This window comes from Photorhabdus aegyptia (assembly GCF_000612035.1).
GTDB lineage: Bacteria > Pseudomonadota > Gammaproteobacteria > Enterobacterales > Enterobacteriaceae > Photorhabdus > Photorhabdus akhurstii.
Genome location: NZ_JFGV01000050.1, coordinates 19,167 through 40,876 on the forward strand (window position 1 = coordinate 19,167; position 21,710 = coordinate 40,876).

Annotated in this window: 6 protein-coding genes; 1 reads left to right on the top strand and 5 read right to left on the bottom strand. The window is 43.0% G+C overall.

Annotation, left to right across the window (positions count from 1 at the left end; genetic code table 11):
- Positions 1 to 86 precede the first annotated feature (86 nt).
- The 4 genes from BA1DRAFT_RS15230 to BA1DRAFT_RS24135 all read right to left on the bottom strand — a co-directional run bounded on the left by BA1DRAFT_RS15230 (position 87) and on the right by BA1DRAFT_RS24135 (position 19,588).
- A complete protein-coding gene (locus tag BA1DRAFT_RS15230) occupies positions 87 to 407 on the bottom strand; it encodes a phage holin family protein (protein ID WP_036780739.1) in 321 nt (106 codons plus the stop codon).
- A gap of 52 nt (positions 408 to 459) precedes the next feature.
- On the bottom strand, positions 460 to 4,887 hold the full coding sequence (locus BA1DRAFT_RS15235) for a SpvB/TcaC N-terminal domain-containing protein (RefSeq protein WP_036780741.1): 4,428 nt from the start codon (positions 4,885 to 4,887) through the stop codon (positions 460 to 462).
- Between the two features lie 56 nt (positions 4,888 to 4,943).
- Complete coding sequence (locus tag BA1DRAFT_RS15240; RefSeq protein WP_036780743.1) at positions 4,944 to 12,299, bottom strand: Tc toxin subunit A-related protein; 7,356 nt, start codon at positions 12,297 to 12,299, stop codon at positions 4,944 to 4,946.
- 473 nt (positions 12,300 to 12,772) lie between these two features.
- Positions 12,773 to 19,588 carry a Tc toxin subunit A-related protein gene (locus BA1DRAFT_RS24135; protein ID WP_036780757.1) on the bottom strand — a complete coding sequence of 2,272 codons (6,816 nt, stop codon included), beginning with the start codon at positions 19,586 to 19,588 and terminating at the stop codon, positions 12,773 to 12,775.
- A 916-nt stretch (positions 19,589 to 20,504) separates the two neighbouring features.
- Here BA1DRAFT_RS24135 and BA1DRAFT_RS15250 point away from each other — a divergent pair.
- Positions 20,505 to 21,224 (top strand): class I SAM-dependent methyltransferase, encoded by a 720-nt coding sequence (locus tag BA1DRAFT_RS15250; protein WP_036780760.1) that lies wholly within the window; start codon positions 20,505 to 20,507, stop codon positions 21,222 to 21,224.
- A 132-nt stretch (positions 21,225 to 21,356) separates the two neighbouring features.
- Here the strand turns inward: BA1DRAFT_RS15250 and BA1DRAFT_RS15255 are convergent.
- Positions 21,357 to 21,710: type VI immunity family protein (locus tag BA1DRAFT_RS15255; RefSeq protein ID WP_036780761.1), on the bottom strand; the 354-nt coding region annotated here is incomplete at its 5' end.

The window sequence follows — 21,710 nt, forward strand, 5'->3', positions numbered from 1 at the left end:
TGCATATTAGTTTTCTTACGATAGTGTAGTGGATAATTTTCCAGTTTAACTGGAGACAGATGGTTTGTTGTGGCAATGGGAATGCTTTATTGCTTTCCTCCATGATCTTGATGATGCGTAATGAGGCGGCGCCAAAGCCAGTTCAATCCGGTACTGCCTGTTGTGCCGAATAGACCTGCAATCGCAAAAGTCATATAGATGCTGCCGCCACTTTCAAAACTCAGCAATCCTCCCAGTACACCGGTAAAACAGGAGATGATGAGTTGACAGAATACGTTGATCCAACTCCATTTATATTGTTTGTTTTGCATATCAATGAGGTACCTTACGAGTCCGCCCCAGGCCGCAATAAAACCAATGATCAACCAGATAATAAGTTGAGTATCTGACGGTATTATGAGCAACACCTTTCACCTCTATCTATGTTTCCCGCCTGTTAGCCAGGCGGGATTGATCACGTTACATCTTTACCTTCTTCACCTCAGCGGCTGTGTCATTTTCATCTTCATTGACAGTAAACCAGGGAGTGAACAAAGTTCGACGGAACCAACCTTTTGCGGTGATAACCTTGATTTCTCGACCAATGGGATCATAGACATGGGTATCGGCATAAGCTTCTTTTTCCCGCCGGGCACTATCATTGCTGACGTATCGCCAGTCATTGAGGAAATAGGGCTGATAGGTACGTATCGGTTGTCCCTTATTGTCATATTCTGTTCGTCCAGTCACTGCCCAACGATTCTCAGTATGCTTGGCGCTTATCATCAGAGAACCGTTTTCATTGCGTTGCCAGGCCATGCCTGCTTCGTGTCGGGCAGCAGCTTGCAGCAAACGGCCAAAGCCATCACTGAATACTACCTGTTGACGGATCTGTTGCTCAGGATCGTGATCATAACGATCCGTCGTCAATGTAAGGCTGTGAGGGGGTAAACGGGGAGCGCTGTTTAGTTGAAGGGCCGTTTTTTGACGTTGTGCCCAGTGGCGATAAGCCAGTGGGCAGAGGCGTCCATCTTCGGTGATGACTCGCGCGTTATATAACTTTTGCCGGTCTTGCTCCGCCAGTTTATTGAAGGTTTTCTGACTTAATACTGGCATCCAGCTTTCTGGTGCGTAGACCTGACACTGTGCTACAGGGAGCGGTTTTTTTAACTCAATAGCGGCATTAACATCGGATGGTGGAGAAAATGATGCTTTTTCCGGTGAGGAATAACCTGTCATCTTGCCGTTTTCAGTTCCCCAAAAGCGCAATGTGATTGGTCGGCCCAATGCATCCAGTGTGATAAGGTGCTGATTGTCATTGATATCGGTGAGTTGCTCCGGGGTCAGAAAACGCCAGTCATATCTGGCTGAGGTTGTCAGTCCAGCAGCATCCCGGGTTTGTATCACAACGCAATAGTTTGTATCCCAGGTGAGGGTGATTTTACCGGTGAGTTGGGTGTTGCTCTGTTTTTGCGGGCGCCAGAACTGTGCCGCTGTACCGTAATCGGTATAGCCGTGATGGGCTACCCAAACTTTATCTTCTCCAGTGCGAGGAAATAGATAATTTGTTTGCTGATATCCAGCTTGCTCCAGCGTCGTTGATAATTTATCGGACGGGATGCTTCCGTTAAACGCTGATAATGTGGACTGGTTGAATACCGTTGTTTCGGTAAAGGCAATCAGGGCTTGCCGTGTTGGTGTTTGCAACGGCGTTGTATTTTGTCCATCGGTATAAACGGTTTTTTGCTGACCGAGGTATTCACGTGGTTTATCGTCCGCGATCAGGCTATTTTTATCACTCAGAAGTTCCAGATTTAAACCACCAGCAGGCACATTTTCAGCGTCATAAGTAAAGATATCACTGCGGGTACTATCCGGTAATCCCAATACTCGAACGGTATTGTTGGTCAGGTGATGCCAACTGGATTGTTGATAGGTGAGCCGTAATTGGCGTTGTTGGTCATCATAGCTGTTGGCTAACAACTTATCAGGCAATGTATCAGGATACAGATTGATTGCTGGTTGCTGGCGGCGTGGATATTGTACCGAAACCTGCTTTAGCGGTTGACCAAATAGATCACTGGATAGCGTAATATTTTGGCTGCATTGCGGGTCGCTGGCGATACGTTCGTAGTGATAGTTGCGGCTTTCAACTACAGATGACCAAAGTACAGGGTATTGGTTATCTGCCTGCTGTAACCGACGTACTTGTGGACGAAATTCAGTGACAGTATAGGGAACGTGTTTATTTGTACTGTCGTCCAATCCGTACAGTTCACTACGTAGCAATTGGCCTTTTAACGCGCGGTTGAACCAGTACCGATTGTTATCATCTTCCGGTGTTAGCGAGATATCTTTGTTATCTTGCCAGGTCGTAAAGCGTGGTGAGAAACCGGCAAAAGCCTGATCATCACCACGCCAATACTCGGTTGATAATGTGTTATCTATCACCGGCAGTCCGGTGGCATACCAGTTTTTGGTCAGCGCGGGTGGTGTGCGTTCTGGCGCGTTGCCTTGAGCCAGTTGATGGCTGTCTGTCTGCTCAACATAACCAAATCCGCGAAATTCCCGTTCACGCCCATCCCAGGCGCCACGAGCATAGCGCAGTGTGGTGACTAATTTGTTGCCGCTGATTTCATCCGCGGTTTCCGTTTGCCATAGGGTGTGTACCGGGAAGGGGAGATGACAAACCGGTGTTTGTCCGGCAGCCAGCGCCGCGGCTTTTTCATCCAGCCAGAACTGGGTGGAACTGCGGTAACGCAAGGTGTGGTTGGCCCCCATGTTGTTGTTCATTTCATTGAGTAACCACGGCTTCATGCTGGTCAGATCGCAGCGCCAGTGATGGGGAGACATATGTGGCACGCTCAGTATCAGGCTGGCGACGCCTAATCCTTGTACATCGGCCATTTGTAACTGACAGGTATGATCAAAACGCAGACCTTCCGGGAAGCGTAATGTCACTGGTTCAGCAAAGCCATTGCCACTTTTGTTCAGGAAGATATCCAGACGGTTTGTATGAACATAAATCAGATCCGTTGGACCGCTGCCATCCAGATCGGCCAGATAAACTTGAGCCGGGTTAAACTCGGTTGCTGGCTGGCTGAATCCCGGTAAGGTAATGGGTTGACCAAAACGTCCGTGCCCCAGATTAGGCCAGCAGGTGACTTTAGTCGCGCTCACTTCAACCAGATGGGCTTGACCGGAACCCAATACATCACTAAACGCCACCAACTTACGTGGATCGGCGCCCGGCACCGGCAGTGTGATATCACCGGATTGCACCACATCTTTCCCTTTGGCAAAGCCGTCGCGGGTATTGGCATATAAACGCACGCTCTTAGGGCCGATCAGCACCAAATCGGATAGCCCGGCTCCCATTAAATCTGCAAGTTGCGCACGTGGATGGGTATATTCCACCGGCAGAGCGTTGAGTGGGGTAAAACGTGTCCAACTGCCATCTGGGCGTTGACTATGATATCCCCGTAATCCCGGTCCGGTGATAACCCAGTCAAGTTGACCGTCTCCATTGATATCCACCAGCGAGGCGTTACTTTGCAGAGAAGGAATAACCGACAAAGGTTGCATTTTCTCCCAAGTGACGGCATCTGAGCCAATTTCGCCCAGACGCTGTGCGCAGCGGTACCACCAGGCGCCTTTATCCTGATATAGCAAGCCGGGTAATCCTTCGCCTTTTAGATCGACTAGTTGCCAGCGCTGAATGGCATTGAAGTTTGCCAGCACATCCATCGATTGCCAGCGAGCGTTATGTTGCGGTGAAAAATCCTGATACGCCAATTCTAATGGTGGCAGGGTGACGGCAGTACCATCTTGTTCGTGTCCTACTCGGCGAACGGATACCAGTGTGCTGGCGATTGCGCTTTCGTCATAATTGAATATCAGGCGTGAAACCAGCGTCGGTCCGTTGTGTTCTGTTATCTTACTATCCAGTGCTTGCAGGTGGTGATACATCAGTATTTGGCGGCATAAGCGGCGAGTACGGATCTCAAAGCCGTATTCATAACGGGAAAAACGGTCCTGGCGACAAAGCCAGCTACCTGTAGTCGAAAATGCTGGTGGCGTTTTCAGGTTGTTACTGCGTTCGCCATAATCAAATACCAGATAGAACAACCAATCTGCTTGTGATGGGGCGTTGCCATCCAGACCGGGTAATGTTTCGCTGGCTGTCCGGTTGCCGTAATACACTGTGTGTAGATAACGTTGCGCGGTGGCCTGTGGATGGAGCGTAATTTCATCAGCTTCGCAACCTGTATCATCTTCGGCACGATATTGATAATAAATTTGTTCACCATGTGGTGATACAGAAGCTTCCAGCAACCATTGTGCTGTTTGTGTGATGTCTGACGGGTTGCTGATCCGCGTTTGCGGTGATTTACCCAGTAAATGTACTTGTCCATCTGGGCTATATATTAGCCAAAAATCTGTTTTGCCTGTTGTTTTGGGTGTTGCCTTGGGTTGCCAATATTCCAATCGGCTGAAATGGCTTTCCAGACGGGAACGGTATCCGGTAACGGTAAAGGCGGCGCCTAGGTTGATACCCTGTAATGTGGATTCGTCGCGGGGTTGCTCCGCTACTACCAGCACCTCGCCTTCTGGCCCCAAAAAGGTATCGGTTTCGTCATAATGTGGGACGCCAAAATGGGTACGGCGGCGGATGGTCATAACGCTGCAATCCCAGCCCAGGCCGAACGAGCTGTTACCGCCGCCGCTGTTGTAGTTTAAGGCGAGTGATGGGGCATAACCGCGCCCGGCAGAAATAGGCAATGGTAGAGATAGCGCGGCCATACCATCCGGTCCGGTTGGGGTTAACGCTTCCCCCATTCCCGTGATAGCGCCTCCCCCTTTGGGCAATGATAGTTCCGTAATACTAAAATCTTGTGAATTTTGCATGAAAGACTCCTTGCAGGCCCCGCTTAGGGGCCTGTTTTAGCACTTAATTGAAATCGTTATTGGCGAATGGTGTAGCGAATATGCAGAATGATGTCGTTCAGACTCTCCAGCATGGCTTTTTGTTTTCCGGTTGCGTTCGGGAAGCTTAATGTCAGCGTACCTTTATCGATTTCGATTCCTTCAAATGGCAGGAATTTGCCATCGTTGAAATCCAACTGGAACTGACCGCTGTCATTCATCCCATGAGAAACCGCCAATGATTTGCAACTTTCAGCCAATCCAGTGGCATCTCCGCCATAAGACAGAATTGCTTGCACATCCTGATAGGGGCCTAACAGCGCCGGCAGGGTGACACTGATCTGCTTGATGCGTCGGGTTTCGCCAACAGATGCCGGGTAATCTTCCCGAATGTTCAAACTGGCAAGATTGACTGTGGCTACCAATTTATCGTCATTGAGACGGATGCCATTATTGTCATTGCCCAAGTTATTTTTACTGTTTTTGAGTAAGTCGGTGATTTTAGCTGCTAAATCAATTCTATCCTGACTAGGTTCCGTATAAACGTCTACTAATGAAACGGTACGTTCTACCTCCAGTACGCGTTTATCCTGTTTCAGGTGGGCATCTTCCATCTGTGCCAGATTCAGCATTAAGGTTTCACCCGCAAGCAAACCCGCATGGGTTCCCTGCCAGGCGCCGGGCTTGATAAAGCGTGCTGCGGCATCGTTAGTCTCCCAACGATAGGCCATTTCCGCCATCAGGCAACGGGCTACCGCTAAATCATAGAACTGAAAGTAAATGGCGGACAATCGACCACGTAGCCAGTTGTACAGCGCCTGATTACTGAACTTATGTTGCAGGAAGGTCAGTTGTGCATGAGTCTGCTCTTGTTGGGTTTTCAGGCTGGTTTTCTGCAATACTGCGGCTTCACGGCGTACTGCCAGCGAACCAAGTTGAGCGTCGATTTGTTTCAGCTCGGCTTCCGCATTATTACGCTGGATTTCCCACTCCTGACGACGCCGACGGTAGGTTTCAGACTGGCTAATTTTATCCGCTTCGGTGCTGATAACACTGGCGGAAAACTCCATGACATTACTTGTGGCTTGGGCAATTGCTCCCCAATGGCTACCACCATCAGCGAAGCCAAAGATGTTGGGAGCCAAATCAAGCGCTGCGCCTGCCAGATGTGATGCTTGAAGGGCAGTAGAGATACCTGCGACGGAGGCTCGCAACGCCATCGCCTGTTTTTCACCCGCGTTGATGTCTTCATCGTAGAATTTGCTGTAGCTATCAAAACGCGATTTAGCTCCGGCGCGGGTTTTTTCTAGTACAGTTTTTTCTGCATCCAGCTCTTCAATGGTTTTGTCCTGTATGCTGAGATTGGTCAATATCAGTTCCGCTGCTTGGTTCTGCAACAGCGTGTTTAATGCTTCCGCATCCTGACGTTCGATAATATTTTGTAACGTGGAACCGAATTGGGTGAGTTGACTGACCATACTGCGGGCGTTTTCCAGCATATGTGGGAAACGCCAAACGGATATAAACGTTGGCGGAAGATTGCTGCCACCTTGTGAATTGGCGACGGCGGCGCTGAGCAGCGCTTTTGGATCTGCCGGTGTTGCGAAAATAGGTAAATGTAAAGGCTGACCATCAATAGAGAGGTTATGGCGCAGGTTATACAGCCGTTGTTCCAGTTTTTGCCAATAGCTCAGCATCACTTCGTTGACCTGTGGCAGGAAAAGATCTGTGTTGATTCCAGCTGTAGACTGGCCTTGTCGTAAATCTGCTATTGCTTTGGCATGTGCCTGTTGTTTTTCAAGATCTGCGGCCTCTTTTAGCTCTGGATCACTCCATGTTGAACTGAGTAATAAATGAGGTTTATCGCCCAATAGATGTAGTGCCTGCATATACCACATTTTGGCTTCGGCGAGTGTGTCCCGTTCCAATTGGCGGTAGGCGTAATCTCCCTGTTCGATCAATAGATCAAGGGCGCGCATAAAAGTAGCGACTTTGTAGTGCATTGGATCATGTTGAGCGATGGCATCGGGATCAAATGTATCCAATGGATCATCGTTCCAGCTAGTGTCTTCTTGTAATGGGCGGACATTCCAGTTGTGGGGATGCTGCTTTTGACCATTGGCAATATGGCCAGATGGGTTCCAGACATATTTCAGCCAACGGTTAGCTTCATCGAAATTTTGCTCGTGTAGCAAACGTTGAGCGATCAGCATCGGGGTATAGTAGAACAGTTCCCAGAAGTAGAGGCTGTTGGCGCCGTTGAAGTCCATTGGTTCTGCGTTGTCCGATGTGATAACAACATTAAGATCTCGCTCTGTATCCCAACTGGACTCTTTTGTAAATGTGGTCATAGCCAGCGAAGACTTGTTCTCGTCCAATATTCCGGATTTCAGTCGGCCTTTTTGACATTTCAGGTAGATACCTAATTTACCTGTCAGATTACGAAGAGACATAAACGGATCATAAGGTTCTATTGTTAACTGGGAAATTGGGACAAACAAAGTCATTTGTTGTTTGGTATCAGTCAGTGTACCGCTCCAAAAAGTATGATCCCCTGGTTCCTCACTTCCTATGTTCAGTACAAGGTCTGCCTTGCGATTTGTTCCATGTTTATCTGCATTGTATTTGGGTACGGTTATTGCGATATAAAATCCGTATCCTAATTGCGGTTCCTGAATGTTCTGAGTTTCCATACTTAAAATAGTATTAATCCCAGCGTTGGCTCGACTAATTAATTTACGGGCAAACAGGGTATTAAGGCGAGTACGATAGGCTCCCCATTGCATATATTGTGCCCCATTTGGATCGTGGTGAAGGGTCAGGACATCATTAACATTCGCTTTTTTGATAATACGAATACTGAAATGTTCTTCACCTAGATTACGTTGTTCTTTACCACTTTCAAATGCGTCAGCAGATGCTGTAAAGGTGATATCAATACTTGCTTCATTATTTTTAAATACTAGAGTGGAGACATCTATTTGGTCGAGATTATTAAACTGATAACACATTTCTTCGAAGTTTGGTATCGGTTTAACGGTGTCGTTCGCTGTATATAGTTTACTGTCTAATGTTCCATCCTCCTTCACTGTTTTCACTGTGATTTTAACGTTTGAATGCTGAATATTTGTATTAATAAATATCGGTCCAGAAACATCTGTGTCAATACCACCGTGGTCGTCCATATAGAAATATTCTTTGAATGGATTGTCATTGTTATGTTTATTTTCAATATAACCATAATTACCACTAATGTTACCGCCAGTGGTTGTGGATATTTCTTTTGAGTCAGAAGAAAGGTTAGGGAACCAGGCTCTTGTAAAGTTAGTGGCACTATCCCGATAAAACAGAAGTCTTCCTTGACTAAGCTTACTTTCATTTCCTTCATATTGATAAACAGGGTAAATAAGTTTTTTGTTTGATAAATTATTCTGGTTAATACCTAGCGTGGTATAAATAATAAATTTATCACCGGGCTTGCCGTATTTCTTCATCAGATTGCACTGATTACGTTGTCGACCTTCATATCCATTATGAATAATTCTTAACTTTGGTGAGATTTGGATTTTTGAGTTATCGCTTGGGTCACGGGTAATCAGAATACTCCCGCCGTATACCATACTCAGGTAGCCTTCTCCCCAATCATAACCATTATTACTGTTTACCGATGAAGGGATTTCGTAGCTTTCTGCATAGCGGTTATTGACTCTTATGACATTGTTGGTATCAAACTGTTTATGAGTATTAAGTCTGTAACTTTCGGGTGTCATTTCCTCAGGAGACATATTGGAAGTGATATATAGCCCTTCTATTGGTGCTGTGTGTTTGTTTGTTTTTTCTGTGTAATTATTTAATTGCTCCTGTTTTTTATAAAACATCACCAGCAATTTATCTTTGCCTTGATAATTTGCACAATAGAGCCCTAACGCTTTATTCTTCGGTTCTGGATTTAGAGTAGATATTTTATTATTCACATCAAAAGTGACTGGTGTATTCCAGGTGCCGTCATAACGAATATGAGCGAGTTTCAGTTCATAACTAAAACCGGAGGTAGTTTTGTCACCTTCTTGTTTAGTCATTTTCTTCTGTTCCAGCCAGATAATATACAGGCGGGATTGGTAGACTACCGGGCGGATAGTATCTTCGTAGGGATTAATTGGGCATTCAATTTTGTGCCACTCACTCCAGGCATTAGCGGGGAATTTACCTTCGCTGAATTTATTGTGATCTACACTGCGCCAATAATATTGATTCACTTCCGTTTTACTGCGTCCGATAAAATAGGTCAATCCTTGGTCATTATTAATATTGTCATGATAGGCGCTGATGACTTCCAGATTAGCCACTTGTTCGAATGACGTTAGATAAGATTTAAAGGCATCTTCTACGGTATCGATATTTAATTGGCTTTGGCTGATGGATTGCAGTAGCGTATCCATCATTTTTGTCTGGCCGATCCGCAATGTTGGATCGATGTAATTTTCCGGATAGTAAAGGAGCTTAGCAATACCAGCCCAAGTGCTGTAGCGTTTGTTGTATTTATCCCAGTTAGTGAAGAATGAGCGGCTAGTGACACTTGTGTCGGTATCTCCCTCCATATTTTTCAACGCGCGGTTAATATACAGTTGGATACTGGCGATAGCTTCCGCAATCTCCGTGGTTTTGATGGCGGCGGAGACTTGGTTATCGATTAATAGGTATTGATATAGATCATCACGGTCTTTAATTACCGTATGTTTTCTTTCTTGTCGATCTTTTTGGTTATGAGAATAAATATAGTATGTACTTAACGCAGCACTGCGAGACTCACCCAGAAATGCATGTAGGGTATTGGCTTTTTGGGTATCTAGTCCGGCGGTTAATATTGAAGCGACATTTTCCCATTGGGCATAATTAGCAGAAGATTCTATGTCTAATATTTTCGCCAGTTCAGAAACGCCTTGTGGAGAGATGTTCAATTGACGCGAGATGTTAATCCACTGCAATAGGTTGTCGATAGATGGCCAATTGGAGAAATCAGCTTGTGCTTGAGTACTGGCTTGCTCTAGTAGATTTTTATCAAGATTCATGGCGTTAGCCAATAGTTCTGCCGTTAATGTTCCTTTTTCAAACTCGGTCAGTACAGAAGAGGCGTTTTCACCTAGTGAGTTAACCCAGTCAGTAAAACGCGTCAGCATAATCAGTGATAATACATTGTGTGTTGACGTTGTTTTCGCGGTAAGACCAAAGATTTGTGGATTTGTCACAAACAGACGTAAAGTGCTTTCGCTAAGACCGGTAGAGCGATAAATCAGCGCCAGTTGTGCTAGGCACTGGCAATATTGGACAGCTTGTTGAATTAGTGTAGTTTTTTCAGTTGCTTCAGTTGCTTCAGTTGCTTCAGTTGCTTCAGTTGTTTTCGATTGAGTTTCAATGGGTTTTTTCCGTAACCAGTTCCAGAATGAATCTGCCGTCATTTTGTTTTCTTTGCCAGAGTTTAGTTTATCTGCCCAAGCCAGCACGGAGAGAGCAACATTCTCAGATGGCAATTGCAGAGCGGCGGCGATATAAGGAGATATGGCTTTTGGCAGATTTTCCTTGATTTTTAGCAAATTCTCTCTGATTGCTGGCAGATTTTCTCCGGCTTTCAACAGATATTTCTCGTGTTCTTTCAGATTTTTCTCGTATTCTTTCAGAGCCTTTTTGGCTTCTAGCGGATTTTTATTGGCTTCCAATAGATATTTCTCGGCTTCCAACAGATATTGCTCGGCTTTCGGCAAATTATCTTTGTCTTCTGGTAAACTTTCTTTGGCTTTCAGTAGATTATCTTTGATTTTTAGTAGATTATCCTTGTAAAAATTCTGCAAGCCATTGTAGATGGTATCCAGAAGGTTGTGTATTTCCGGGGTTAGGGTTTCGTTATATTTATCGGTCGTCATTACAAACAGCTGATATACACTCCATTTTCGTGTACGTAGCCAGCCAGTGACGGCGTAGAGTTTGTCAATTAGAACAGTGAGGTTGTCATGAGTAATCTCAGATAAATTAATTGTTCCTTCATTTATGATTTCCAACAGTAAACTTAGTTCATCAATAGTTAATTGATGGATGTCTGCCAGTAATTTGGATAGATCGGGATGAGAAGGATTTTCTGAAATGGGTGCTTTGCACAGTATTAATGCAGTCTCAGCATCAATACCATAACGTTGCATATAGTCTTTAACACGTAAAGCTTCTCTTAATACATCTTCGTCTATATCTGGTTCGTCACTAAGGTCAAGGTCTTGAAAGCTTTCAAGGTAATCAGGGTCGTCCTTAAAATGGTTGTCAGAGTCATCCTCTGGAGGTGTTTTTTTAAGGATATCGATGGCAATGCTGTTAAGGATTATTGGTGATAGCTCGGTTGATCGAGATAGATTAATAGCTTTATTGAATTTCAATAGATAGTATTGGGTAATCTCGTCTCCCATATTCCACAGGCTATCTATTTGTTTAATCTTTTTACTAAACTGGTTAAGTTCTTTGTCTGTCAGATTATAATAACTTTTCAGGTATTCTGCCCTTGCCATTTGAAAAGATTTAATTTTACCAAAATTCTTCTTATAAAGTTTTTTTAGTTCATTAGTGTTATCAGCATTGGTTGCTGGTTTTATCTTTTCCGTCAGAATAGTAAACAGCTCCGGTGAGACAGAGGCATTAATCCCCAGCAAGGAGATTTGATACATCAGTTTGGTGATTGGCGTATCTGTTAATGTACTGGATTGTTCAAACACAGGAGCTTGTAATTGAATAATCTTACGTACACTTTCATAAGCATCGTGATATGGCATTGAGCCAGAAGTGCGGAAAGTTGATAATATTGCCATTACATCAGTATGTTGGCCTAATTCAAGCTGAGTCTTAATACTGTTCAGCAACATGTTATTAGACAGAGAAAGTGTGGAAATCTCTGTGTCCATATTTTTCTGGTTTAACACCAATGATTTTAGATCCGGACGCCGTGTATCCAGATGATAAATGGAACCTTCTGCATGTAAATTTCGGGCCTGACGATAAAGTTCAGTCAGATAAGCCGCAGGAGAAAACATGGAGGAAATTGCGCCAGGGGCTGCATATTTGCTGGCGCGGTTGCCAAATCGGCTATTATAACCTTGTTGGTCGGCATGAGGTGTTGTCAGGGCAAAATGGACCGCACTTTGTAAATGAGGATTGGCACGTTTCAGAATACGGGTTTCATACAGGAAATTTTTCTTTTGTTCTTGTTGTGCTTCAAGATATAAGCTCTGGGTCTGTGACCATGAGAGTTTATCCTTCACTTTTTTGCGCAGTTCGTCAAAAGAGAGATGGCAGATATCGGTTAGATTATTAAAACCTGCACCTAACGCTTGTTGATATTCGGATTTGAGTGTGTTCATGTTTATTCCCTTTAAATGTTGAGCCAATAAAACATTTATGCTGGCCTGCATCTCGTGGAGATAAATAAGGTTATTTATCTCCATCAAAATAAAGGCAGTACATATAACGTCTGATAGCGGTCTGAAATCAGGTTGAAAATAACGGTCAAATAGAAAACACCATTTAACTATCAACTATTTCACAACGTTATTATTTATTTAAATGGTTGTTGTAATGCAATAACAAAAATTATAATTACATCATAAGTAATATAATTGATTGACAATAACCAAATGAAATAATTGCCTTTGTTACATATGGCATACTATGAAAAAGAAGAGGGTTGATGTTTTATAGTAGGCAATCGGACGCACGAGAAAAGGAAATATCTCTGTTATAACGAGTGCTGGATAGGTTAAGAGGGCAGACTTGTATATTCATGAAAGGTTCAGGCCCCGTTTAGGAGCCTGTTTTTACTATTTGATTGAGATAGTTATTGGCAGATGGTGTAGCGAATATGCAGAATAATATCGCTCAATGCTTGTAACATGACTTGCTGTTTGCCGGTTGCATTCGGGAAATTGAGTGTTAATGTGCCGGTATCGTTAATCGCTATCCCTTCAAACGGCAGGAATTTACCATTGTTGAAATCCAACTGGAATTGACCACTGTCATTCATCCCGTGAGAAATTGCCAGTGATTTACAGCTTTCAGCTAATCCGGTTTCACTTCCACTGTAGGCCAAAATGGCTTGTACATCTTGGTATGGCCCTAACAGGGCTGGCAGGGTGACACTGATCTGTTTAATGCGCCGAATGTTGCCTACGCCGTTGCCTTCTGGGTAGTCGTTATGCAGTGACAGACCTGACAGAGAGATTTTGGCGCTGAGTTGGCTGTTTTCTAATGTAACGGGATGAGCGTCAACGGGTTCAGTTGTACTACCTGTTAGTAGGGTAGAAATACGTGTTGCCAAATTAAATGATTTTTCTGGTAGTGTTCCATAGAGTTGTGCCAGTGAAATAGTACGTTCCACTTCCAGAGCGCGTTGATCCCATCTCAAATAAGCATCCTCCATTTGTGCCAGATTCAGCATCAAGGTTTCACCGGCGAGCAGACCGGCGTGCGTCCCCTGCCAGGCGCCGGGTTTGATAAAGCGTGCTGTGGCATCGTTAGTTTCCCAACGATAAGCCATTTCTGCCATCAGACAACGGGTTACGGCCAAATCGTAAAATTGGAAGTAGATAGCAGCTAGCCGACCACGTAGCCAGTGGTACAACGTTTGATTACTGAATTTACGTTGTAGGAAAGTCAATTGCGCCTGAGTCTGTTCCTGTTGGGTTTTCAGGCTGGTTTTCTGCAACACCGCAGCTCCACGGCGTACTGCCAGCGATTGAAGTTGGGCGTCGATTTGCTTTATCTCTGCTTCGGCATTGTTACGCTGGATTTTCCACTCCTGATGGCGGCGGCGATAGGCTTCGGACTGGCTGATTTTGTCCGCTTCGGTGTTCATCACACTGGCGGAAAATTCCATGACATTACCTGTCGCTTCGGCAATTGCCCCCCAACGGCTGCCGCCATCAGCGAAACCAAAAATGTTGGGCGCCAGATCAAGGGCAGCACCTGCCAGACGCGATGCTTGCAGGGCGGTGCTGAGGCCGGCGACGGAGGCATGCAATGTAATCACTCGGTTTTCACCCGCATTGATATTTTCATCGTATAGCTTTTTGTAGCTGTCAAAGCGTGATTGCGCCCCGGCTTTGGATTTTTCCAGTACGATTTTTTCCGCATCCAACTCTTCGATGGTTTTGTCTTGTATGCTGAGATTGGTCAATATCAGTTCTGCCGCTTGATTCTGCAATAGCGTGTTTAAGGCTTCCGCATCCTGACGTTCGATAATATTTTGTAACGTGGAGCCGAACTGTGTTAACTGGCTTACCATACCGCGCGCGTTTTCCAACATCTGTGGGAAACGCCACAGTGACATAAATGACGTTGGTAACTTGCTTCCGCCTTGTGAGTTGGCAACAGCGGCACTGAGTAACGCTTTTGGATCTGCCGGTGTAGCGTAAATAGGCAGATGTAGCAGTTGGCCGTCGATAGAGAGATTATGGCGCAGGTTGTACAGCCGTTGCTCCAGTTTCTGCCAGTAGTTTTGCATCACTTCATTGACCTGTGGCAAGAAAAGATCTGTCGGGTGGTTGTGCCGACTAATATCACCTTGTCGCAGGGCAGTCATTGCATGGGCGTGTTCCTCCTGTTTTTCCGTTCTGGCAGCGTCACCTAAACTCGGTTTACGCCACGTTGAACTGAACGATAGATGAGGTTTATCGCCTAACAGATGCAGTGCTTGCATATACCACATCTTAGCTTCGTTAAGCGTATCTCGTTCTAATTGACGATAGGCGTAATCTCCACGGTCCAGCAACAGATCAAGGGTGCGCATAAAAGTAACGACTTTGTAGTGCATTGGATCATATTGCGCTATAGCATCGGGATCGACCGAATCCAGTGGATCATCGTTCCAACTGGTATCTTCCAATAATGGGCGGACATTCCAGCGGTGGCGCTGAATTTGACCATGTTCAATATAACCGGATGGGTTCCAGACATATTTCAGCCAACGGTTGGCTTCATCGAAGTTTTGTTCGTGTAGCAGGCGCTGAGCAATCAGCATTGGGGCATAGTAGAATAGTTCCCAAAAATAGAGGCTGTTAGCACCGCTGAAATCCATCGGTTCGGTTCCCAGTTTATTTTCTGTAAAAATAGGATCAGTATTTTCCTTATAACCTTTTGGATAATAACCTTGAAAATTAGTTTTATTAGTAAACCAAAACTCTCCAATGTATATTGGATTTTCAGAGTATTTTACAAATAAATAAATCCAACATTCGCCATTCTCTCTCTCATTTCCTGGTTCAGTACTATTACTGCCATTTATTACGGATATATAAGTTTTAGAAAGATCAATTAATTGAATTTCATCCTTTAATTCACCCTGATAAATGATATTTTCTTCGTTAGGTTTTTCTATGTCATTGACTAACATTATTGTGATATTGTTGCTATTACCGTGAAGATCTGGTCTATATATTGGTAATGTTGCAATAAAATTATCGTTCCATAAAGTAGGCTCCTGAATATTCTGGGTTTCTATATTCAGAATAGTATCAATTCCAGCGGTGGCGCGACTGACTAATTTACGGGCAAACAGCGTATTAAGGCGGATACGATAGTCTCCACACTGCATATATTGCGCCCCGTTTTTATCATTGTGAACAGTCAGGATATTATCGTCGTTAATCTCATGGGTAACAGGATTCCAGTTATTCACCCTTATGATATTGTTAGTATCAAATTGACTATAGGTGAGTTCATAAATAGTTCTGTGTTGTTCAGGCTCTATATTTTCAAATAACATATTAGAGGAGATATACACTCCTTGCATTAACTCTTGCATTAACTTTTGTATTAATGCTTCTAATCTTTCTTTTTCTAATTTTTCTTTTAATTTCCTTTCTATTTCTCTAGCTTTTTCTACTGTTAGAAAATCTGTTTCTACCTCTGTTTCCTCCCCTTTTTCTGCTATTTCTTTTACTTTTCTTTCTGCTTCTGCTAACTCCTTTACTTTTCTCTTATATTCATCCAGTTCATTTTGTTTGCGATAAAAAATTACCAGCAACTTATCTTCGTCTTGATGGTTTATACAATAGAATCCTAGTGACCAATCTAGTCGTTGTATCTCTTGTTGATTTAGTTTTTTCAATTCTTCCCATATTTCTACCTGTGTTGACGATTGTTTCTGATTACCCCAATCCTCTAGGTGAGTTCTCCATTTTTTCAATAGTTCTTCTAATAGATTCAATGATTCTTGTGGCTTTGGTGGGATCAGTAGTGGTCTTAGTGGCAGCACAGGTATTAGTCCCTTTGCCCGATCTTCTTCCATTCGTTCCAGATTCTCCTGTTTTTGTTTGATTGCCTTTTTGAGCTCCTCTTCTAATTGTTTTTGGTATTTTTTCAATTGAGTCAATAGCGCCGGTTTATTCGCTTGTTCTAATGGCGTCAATATATTAAGAATAGCAGATACTTTGTCACTAACATCAAAGGTTATTGGTGTATTCCAAGTACCGTCATAACGGATATGTGCTAGTTTTAGTTCATAATGATAATCTTCGACGGTTTGATGATTATTTTCTGTTTGTTTAGCAATTTTCTTCTGTTCCAGCCAGATCAGATACAGGCGGGATTGGAAAATTACCGGACGGATAGTGCTCTGATAGGGATTTATTGGACAGTCAATTTTGTGCCACTCATTCCAGGCGTTAGCAGGAAACTTACCATCGCTGAATTTATTGTGATCTACGCTACGCCAATAATATTGATTCACTTCGGTTTTACTGTGTCCGATAAAATAGGTTAATCCTTGATCACTGTTGGTATTGTCATGATAGGCACTGATGATTTCCAGATTAGCCATCTGTTCGAATGACGTCAGATAAGACATAAAGGCGTCTTCTACCGTATCGGTATTTAATTGACTCTGGCTGATGGATTGCAGCAACGTATCCATCATTTTTGTTCGCCCGATACGTATTGTCGGATCGATGTAATTCTCAGGGTAGTAAATGAGCTTAGCAATGCTGGCCCAGGTGCTGTAGCGTTTATTGTATTTATCCCAATCGGTAAAGAATGGTCGGGTGGTAACCTGCGAGACTGAGTTTCCCTCCATGTTTTTCAGTGCCCGGTTAATATACAGTTGGATACTGGCAATAGCTTCCGTAATCGGGGTAGTTTTGATGGCGGTGGAAACTTGGTTATCAATCAATAAATACTGGTACAGGTCATCACGGTTTTTAATTTCTGCATCTTTATCTTTGTTGGCTATATAGTACGTGCTTAGAGCAGTACTGCGAGATTCATCCAGAAAGTTGTGTAGGATATTGGTTTTTGGAGTGTCCAGCCCGGCGGTTAATATTGCCGCTACGTTTTCCCATTGGTTATAGTCTGGGGGAGGTTCTTTGATCAATACTTGTGTCAGTGTGGAAACGTCTTGTGGAGAGATGTTCAATTGACGCGCGATGTTAATCCACTGCAATAGGCTGTCGATAGATGGCCAGTCGGCGAAATTAACTTGTGCTTGATTACTGGCTTGCTCCAGTAGATTTTTATCAAGACTCAGGGCGTTAGCCAATAGTTCTGCTGTTAATGTTCCCTTCTCAAATTCGGTCAGTACAGAAGAGGCTTTTTCACCCAGAGAGTTAACCCAGTCAGTAAAACGTGTCAGCTTTATCAGTGATAATGCATTGTGTGTTGACGCTGATCCTGCGGTAAGACCAAAGAGTTGTGGTTTTGTGACAAACAGGCGTAAAGTGCTTTCGCTAAGGCCGGTGGAACGATAAATCAGTGCCAATTGTGCCAGGCATTGGCAATATTGGACTGCTTGTTCTTCTGTTATAGCGGTTGATTGCTCTGGATTATGTGAAGCTTGCAACCATTCCCAGAATTTTGTTGCTGTCATTGCACCAGAGCCAGGTTTTAGCTGATCTGCCCAGTTGAGTATATAATAAGCGGTATTTTCAGACTGCAATTGCAGAGCGGCGGCGATGTAAGGCGAGATCTTCGACAGAAGATTTGCCTCGTTTTCGCTGTTAAAGTTTTGCAAACCATTGTAGACAGCATCTAGCAGGTTCTGAATTTCCGGCGTTAGGGTTTGGTTATAGTCGGTGGTAGTCATCATAAACAGCAGGTACATACTCCACTTCCGTGTACGTAGCCAACTGGTAACGGCATAGAGTTTGTCAATCAGAACGGCCAGATTATCATCACTAATCCCGGATAAGTTGTTTGTTCCTTCATCTATGGTAATCAATAATAAATCCAGCTCATCAACCGTCAATTGATGGATGTCTGCCAACAATTTAGCCAGATAGAGATAAGAAAGATTAGCTACGCTACTGATTATCTTTCCATTAGTGTTGTGACGATTGGTAATCTTGAATAGGCGTTTTAATGAGTCATCATCAACATTAAAAGCACGTTTAAGCACCGCTTTACGCCAGTCATTGGTGCTACCCTGATTTAAATCAATCTCTTCCTCATCTGACGCGGAAAAATTCTTATCATCCAATGGTGGGATATTAAACAAGCGATTAAACAATTGACTGGGCGAACCGTTATAGATGTTTCCTGAAATAGGTACATTGCACAGTATCAGTGCAGTTTCAGCATCAATACCGTAACGTTGCATATAGTATTTAACACGAAAGATTTTCTTTAATATCTTTGCGTCAATATCTGGTCCATCACTAAGTTCATTGTATACGGTGATTACAGCTTCCAGGGTTATCTCTGGATATATAGATACCTCCTGATAGGTGCTACTAGAGATAATGCTTTTAAGGATTGTTGGTGTCAGCCCTGTTGACTGAGACAGACAAATAATCTTATTGAGTCTGAGTAGATAATATTGAGCGGGTTGTTGGCTACCATATTCTGAATTCATTTCCTCATGTATTCGTTTAATATTTTGCTGATTAATAAACTGATTAACTTCTTCATTAGTCAAATTATAATAGCTTTTCAGCTTTTCCGGCGTTGCCATTAGAGAAGGTTCAATATCACCAAAATTCTTCCCATAGAGCCTCTTAATTTCATCTTCATCATCGGTAATCTTCTCCACCAAAATATTAAACAATTCAGGTGAGACAGAAGCATTAATTCCCAATAGGGAGGTTTGATACATTAGTTTGGTAATTTCCGGTGATTCACTGAATTGTTCAAGTACCGGAGCTTGTAATTGAATAACTTTACACACACTTTCATAAGCATCGTTATATGGCATTGAACCAGAAGAGCGAAAGGTTGATAGCGCTTTCATCACGTTAGTATGGCCTTCCAGCCCGGTCTGCGTCTTAATCCCTTCCAGCAACACCTTATTAGATAGAGAAAGTGTAGAAACTTCATCATCCATATTTTGCTGGCTGAGTGTCAGTGATTTTAGATCCGGGCGGCGTTTATCCAGATGATAAATGGAGCTTTCTGTATGTAAATCCCGAGCCTGACGATAAAGTTCAGTCAGATAAGCGGCGGGAGAGAACATGGAAGCAACTGCGCCTGGAGCGACATACTGACTGGCGCGGCCGCCAAATTTACTGTTATAACCTTGCTGGTCGGCATGGGGCGTGGTTAAAGCAAGATGTACCGCATTTTGTAATTGAGGATTAGCACGTTTGAGGATGCTCGCTTCATGCAGTCGGTTAGCTTTTTGTTCCTGTTGTGCCATTTCAGGGCGTTCTGATGTCATGGTGCTCATGTTTATTCCTTTTAAATGTTAAATAAATAAGGTAGTTATGCTGCCCTGTGTATCATGGATACAATAAAAAAGTTATTGATATTCATTAAAATAAGGCAGCAAATATGACGTCTGATAACGGGTTGAAATAGGCTGAAAGTAACGGGTAGATAAAACGGTATCATTCGGTCGTTAACTATTTCATAACGTTATTATCTATTGTTTCTCTAAATGCCTATGGCAATGCAATAACAAAATTTATAATCACATAAATAATAATTAATTTTATTAATGATAAGTTTATGAAATAATTGCTATTGTTTTGAATGGTGTTTTATGGGAAGTAAAGTGATTAATATTTTGTGATGAGCGAAGGGGATAATTAGAAAAGACATTTTTCTTTTTGGTTATTATTTTAGTAATTGTCGCGATTATATATTAATCTGTATAAAGTAGTGATTTTTAATGAATGTAGTTGTTGTTTTTTAAAACTATTTTTAGGATGATAATCTACCCAATTAATTTTAAAATGCAGGATTCAAGTTGATTGGGTATATATACAAGAAATCGCTGGTAAAAAAAAGAATATTGTGACTGGACTCAATATATAGATAATACTCGTATACATATAGTTGTATTTGTGTCATGTTGATGTTGAATTTTTTTCATGGTGGGATTCTGGAGGAGTATGATTAATTTAAAGAAAAAGCAATATTGCCAAATATGATTTAGGTATTGCAAAAATCAATTTATTATTTTAGGTCCTGTTAGACCTGTTTATTTAACTCAGTTATGTTTTTTCTTAGCAAAAAACGCTGTAAGCCCTTGTATCTTGAAAATTGATTACAATGTGATTGGGGGGAGCAAGTGCTGCCAACAAAAAGGTAACTTGAAAGATAACGGGTTTGGTTATTATTACACATATATGAGATAACAAATGAATACTGACTGGATGAATGAAGAGGTTTCAAACTTATTCGAGCAATATGATAATTATTTGGAGGATAGACTTGGGTACACGCCGTTGATTGAGAACCTTAAGGAGAGCTTGGGGCAAAACATATCGGTTCTTGATTACGGTTGTGGCGGCGGAAAAGTGTCACGTCGGCTAATTGCTGGAGGCATACAGACGGTAACGGGAGTAGATATTTCACAAGCTATGGTGGATAAAGCCTCCAGCCACATCAATCGTGGAAATAGCTCTTATCATCAAATCAAAACTGGGGTCCTTGACTTCAAAGATAATACTTTTGACGCAGCCATATGCTGTTATGTGTTCATCGGTAGCAGTAAAAAGTCTGATCTTTTAAAAATCGCCAAGGAAATTCATAGGACATTAAAACCTGGCGGTATTTTTTACGTATTGGATAACAATCCAGATTCTGCTGGGATTAAATTCAGCTCTTTTATGAGCGGCGATCTAAATAAAAAATACAATGATGGAGAGATCAAGCCAGTGTATTTAGATCTGCCAAATGGAAGTGTATTTAAGATTTCAGATACGCATTGGCATAAAGATACATATTATAAAATCTTGAACGAGGCCGGGTTCAAAACTATTGAGCTTTTTGAACACAGTGACGTGGATGCTTTAAAAGATACTGAAGATCTACGATGTTACCCACCTTTCGCCATGTTTAAAGCGACTAAATTCTAGATGCTCTATATCTGACCGATGGAATTCCTTGCTTATTATAAAAAATGCCGGTGAGGGATTCCACGTCACTGGTTTCGAAAAGTAAGCTGATCTGAGAGAGTTTCACTGAAAAACCGGCACTCCAGTGAATTCTTATTCCTCGCTGTTTTCCGCTTCCCGTATCAGATGCCAGATCGTTGTGCCCGGTTCTCCGCCTTCAACATCAAAAGCCATCACCCCCTGAGCAAAGAAGTACTGCTGGCCAGGCAGGCTATCAGTTCGCCAGATCCCGCTGACCAGTGCCGGGTGGTCGCCTCTCAAAGGGGTCACTTGTAGCGGTCCCCGGTCATAACGAGCATACCAGGCCAAGGTGGAAGTTGAATTAAAATGACCTTCACCATAGAAGTGCAATGAATGGCCTTCACGAGGTATCACCCGTATTGGGCGTATCAGTTGGTTAATAGCAAAATAACTCTCCGGGACACTGCCCGGCAGTGGTGTTAAGTC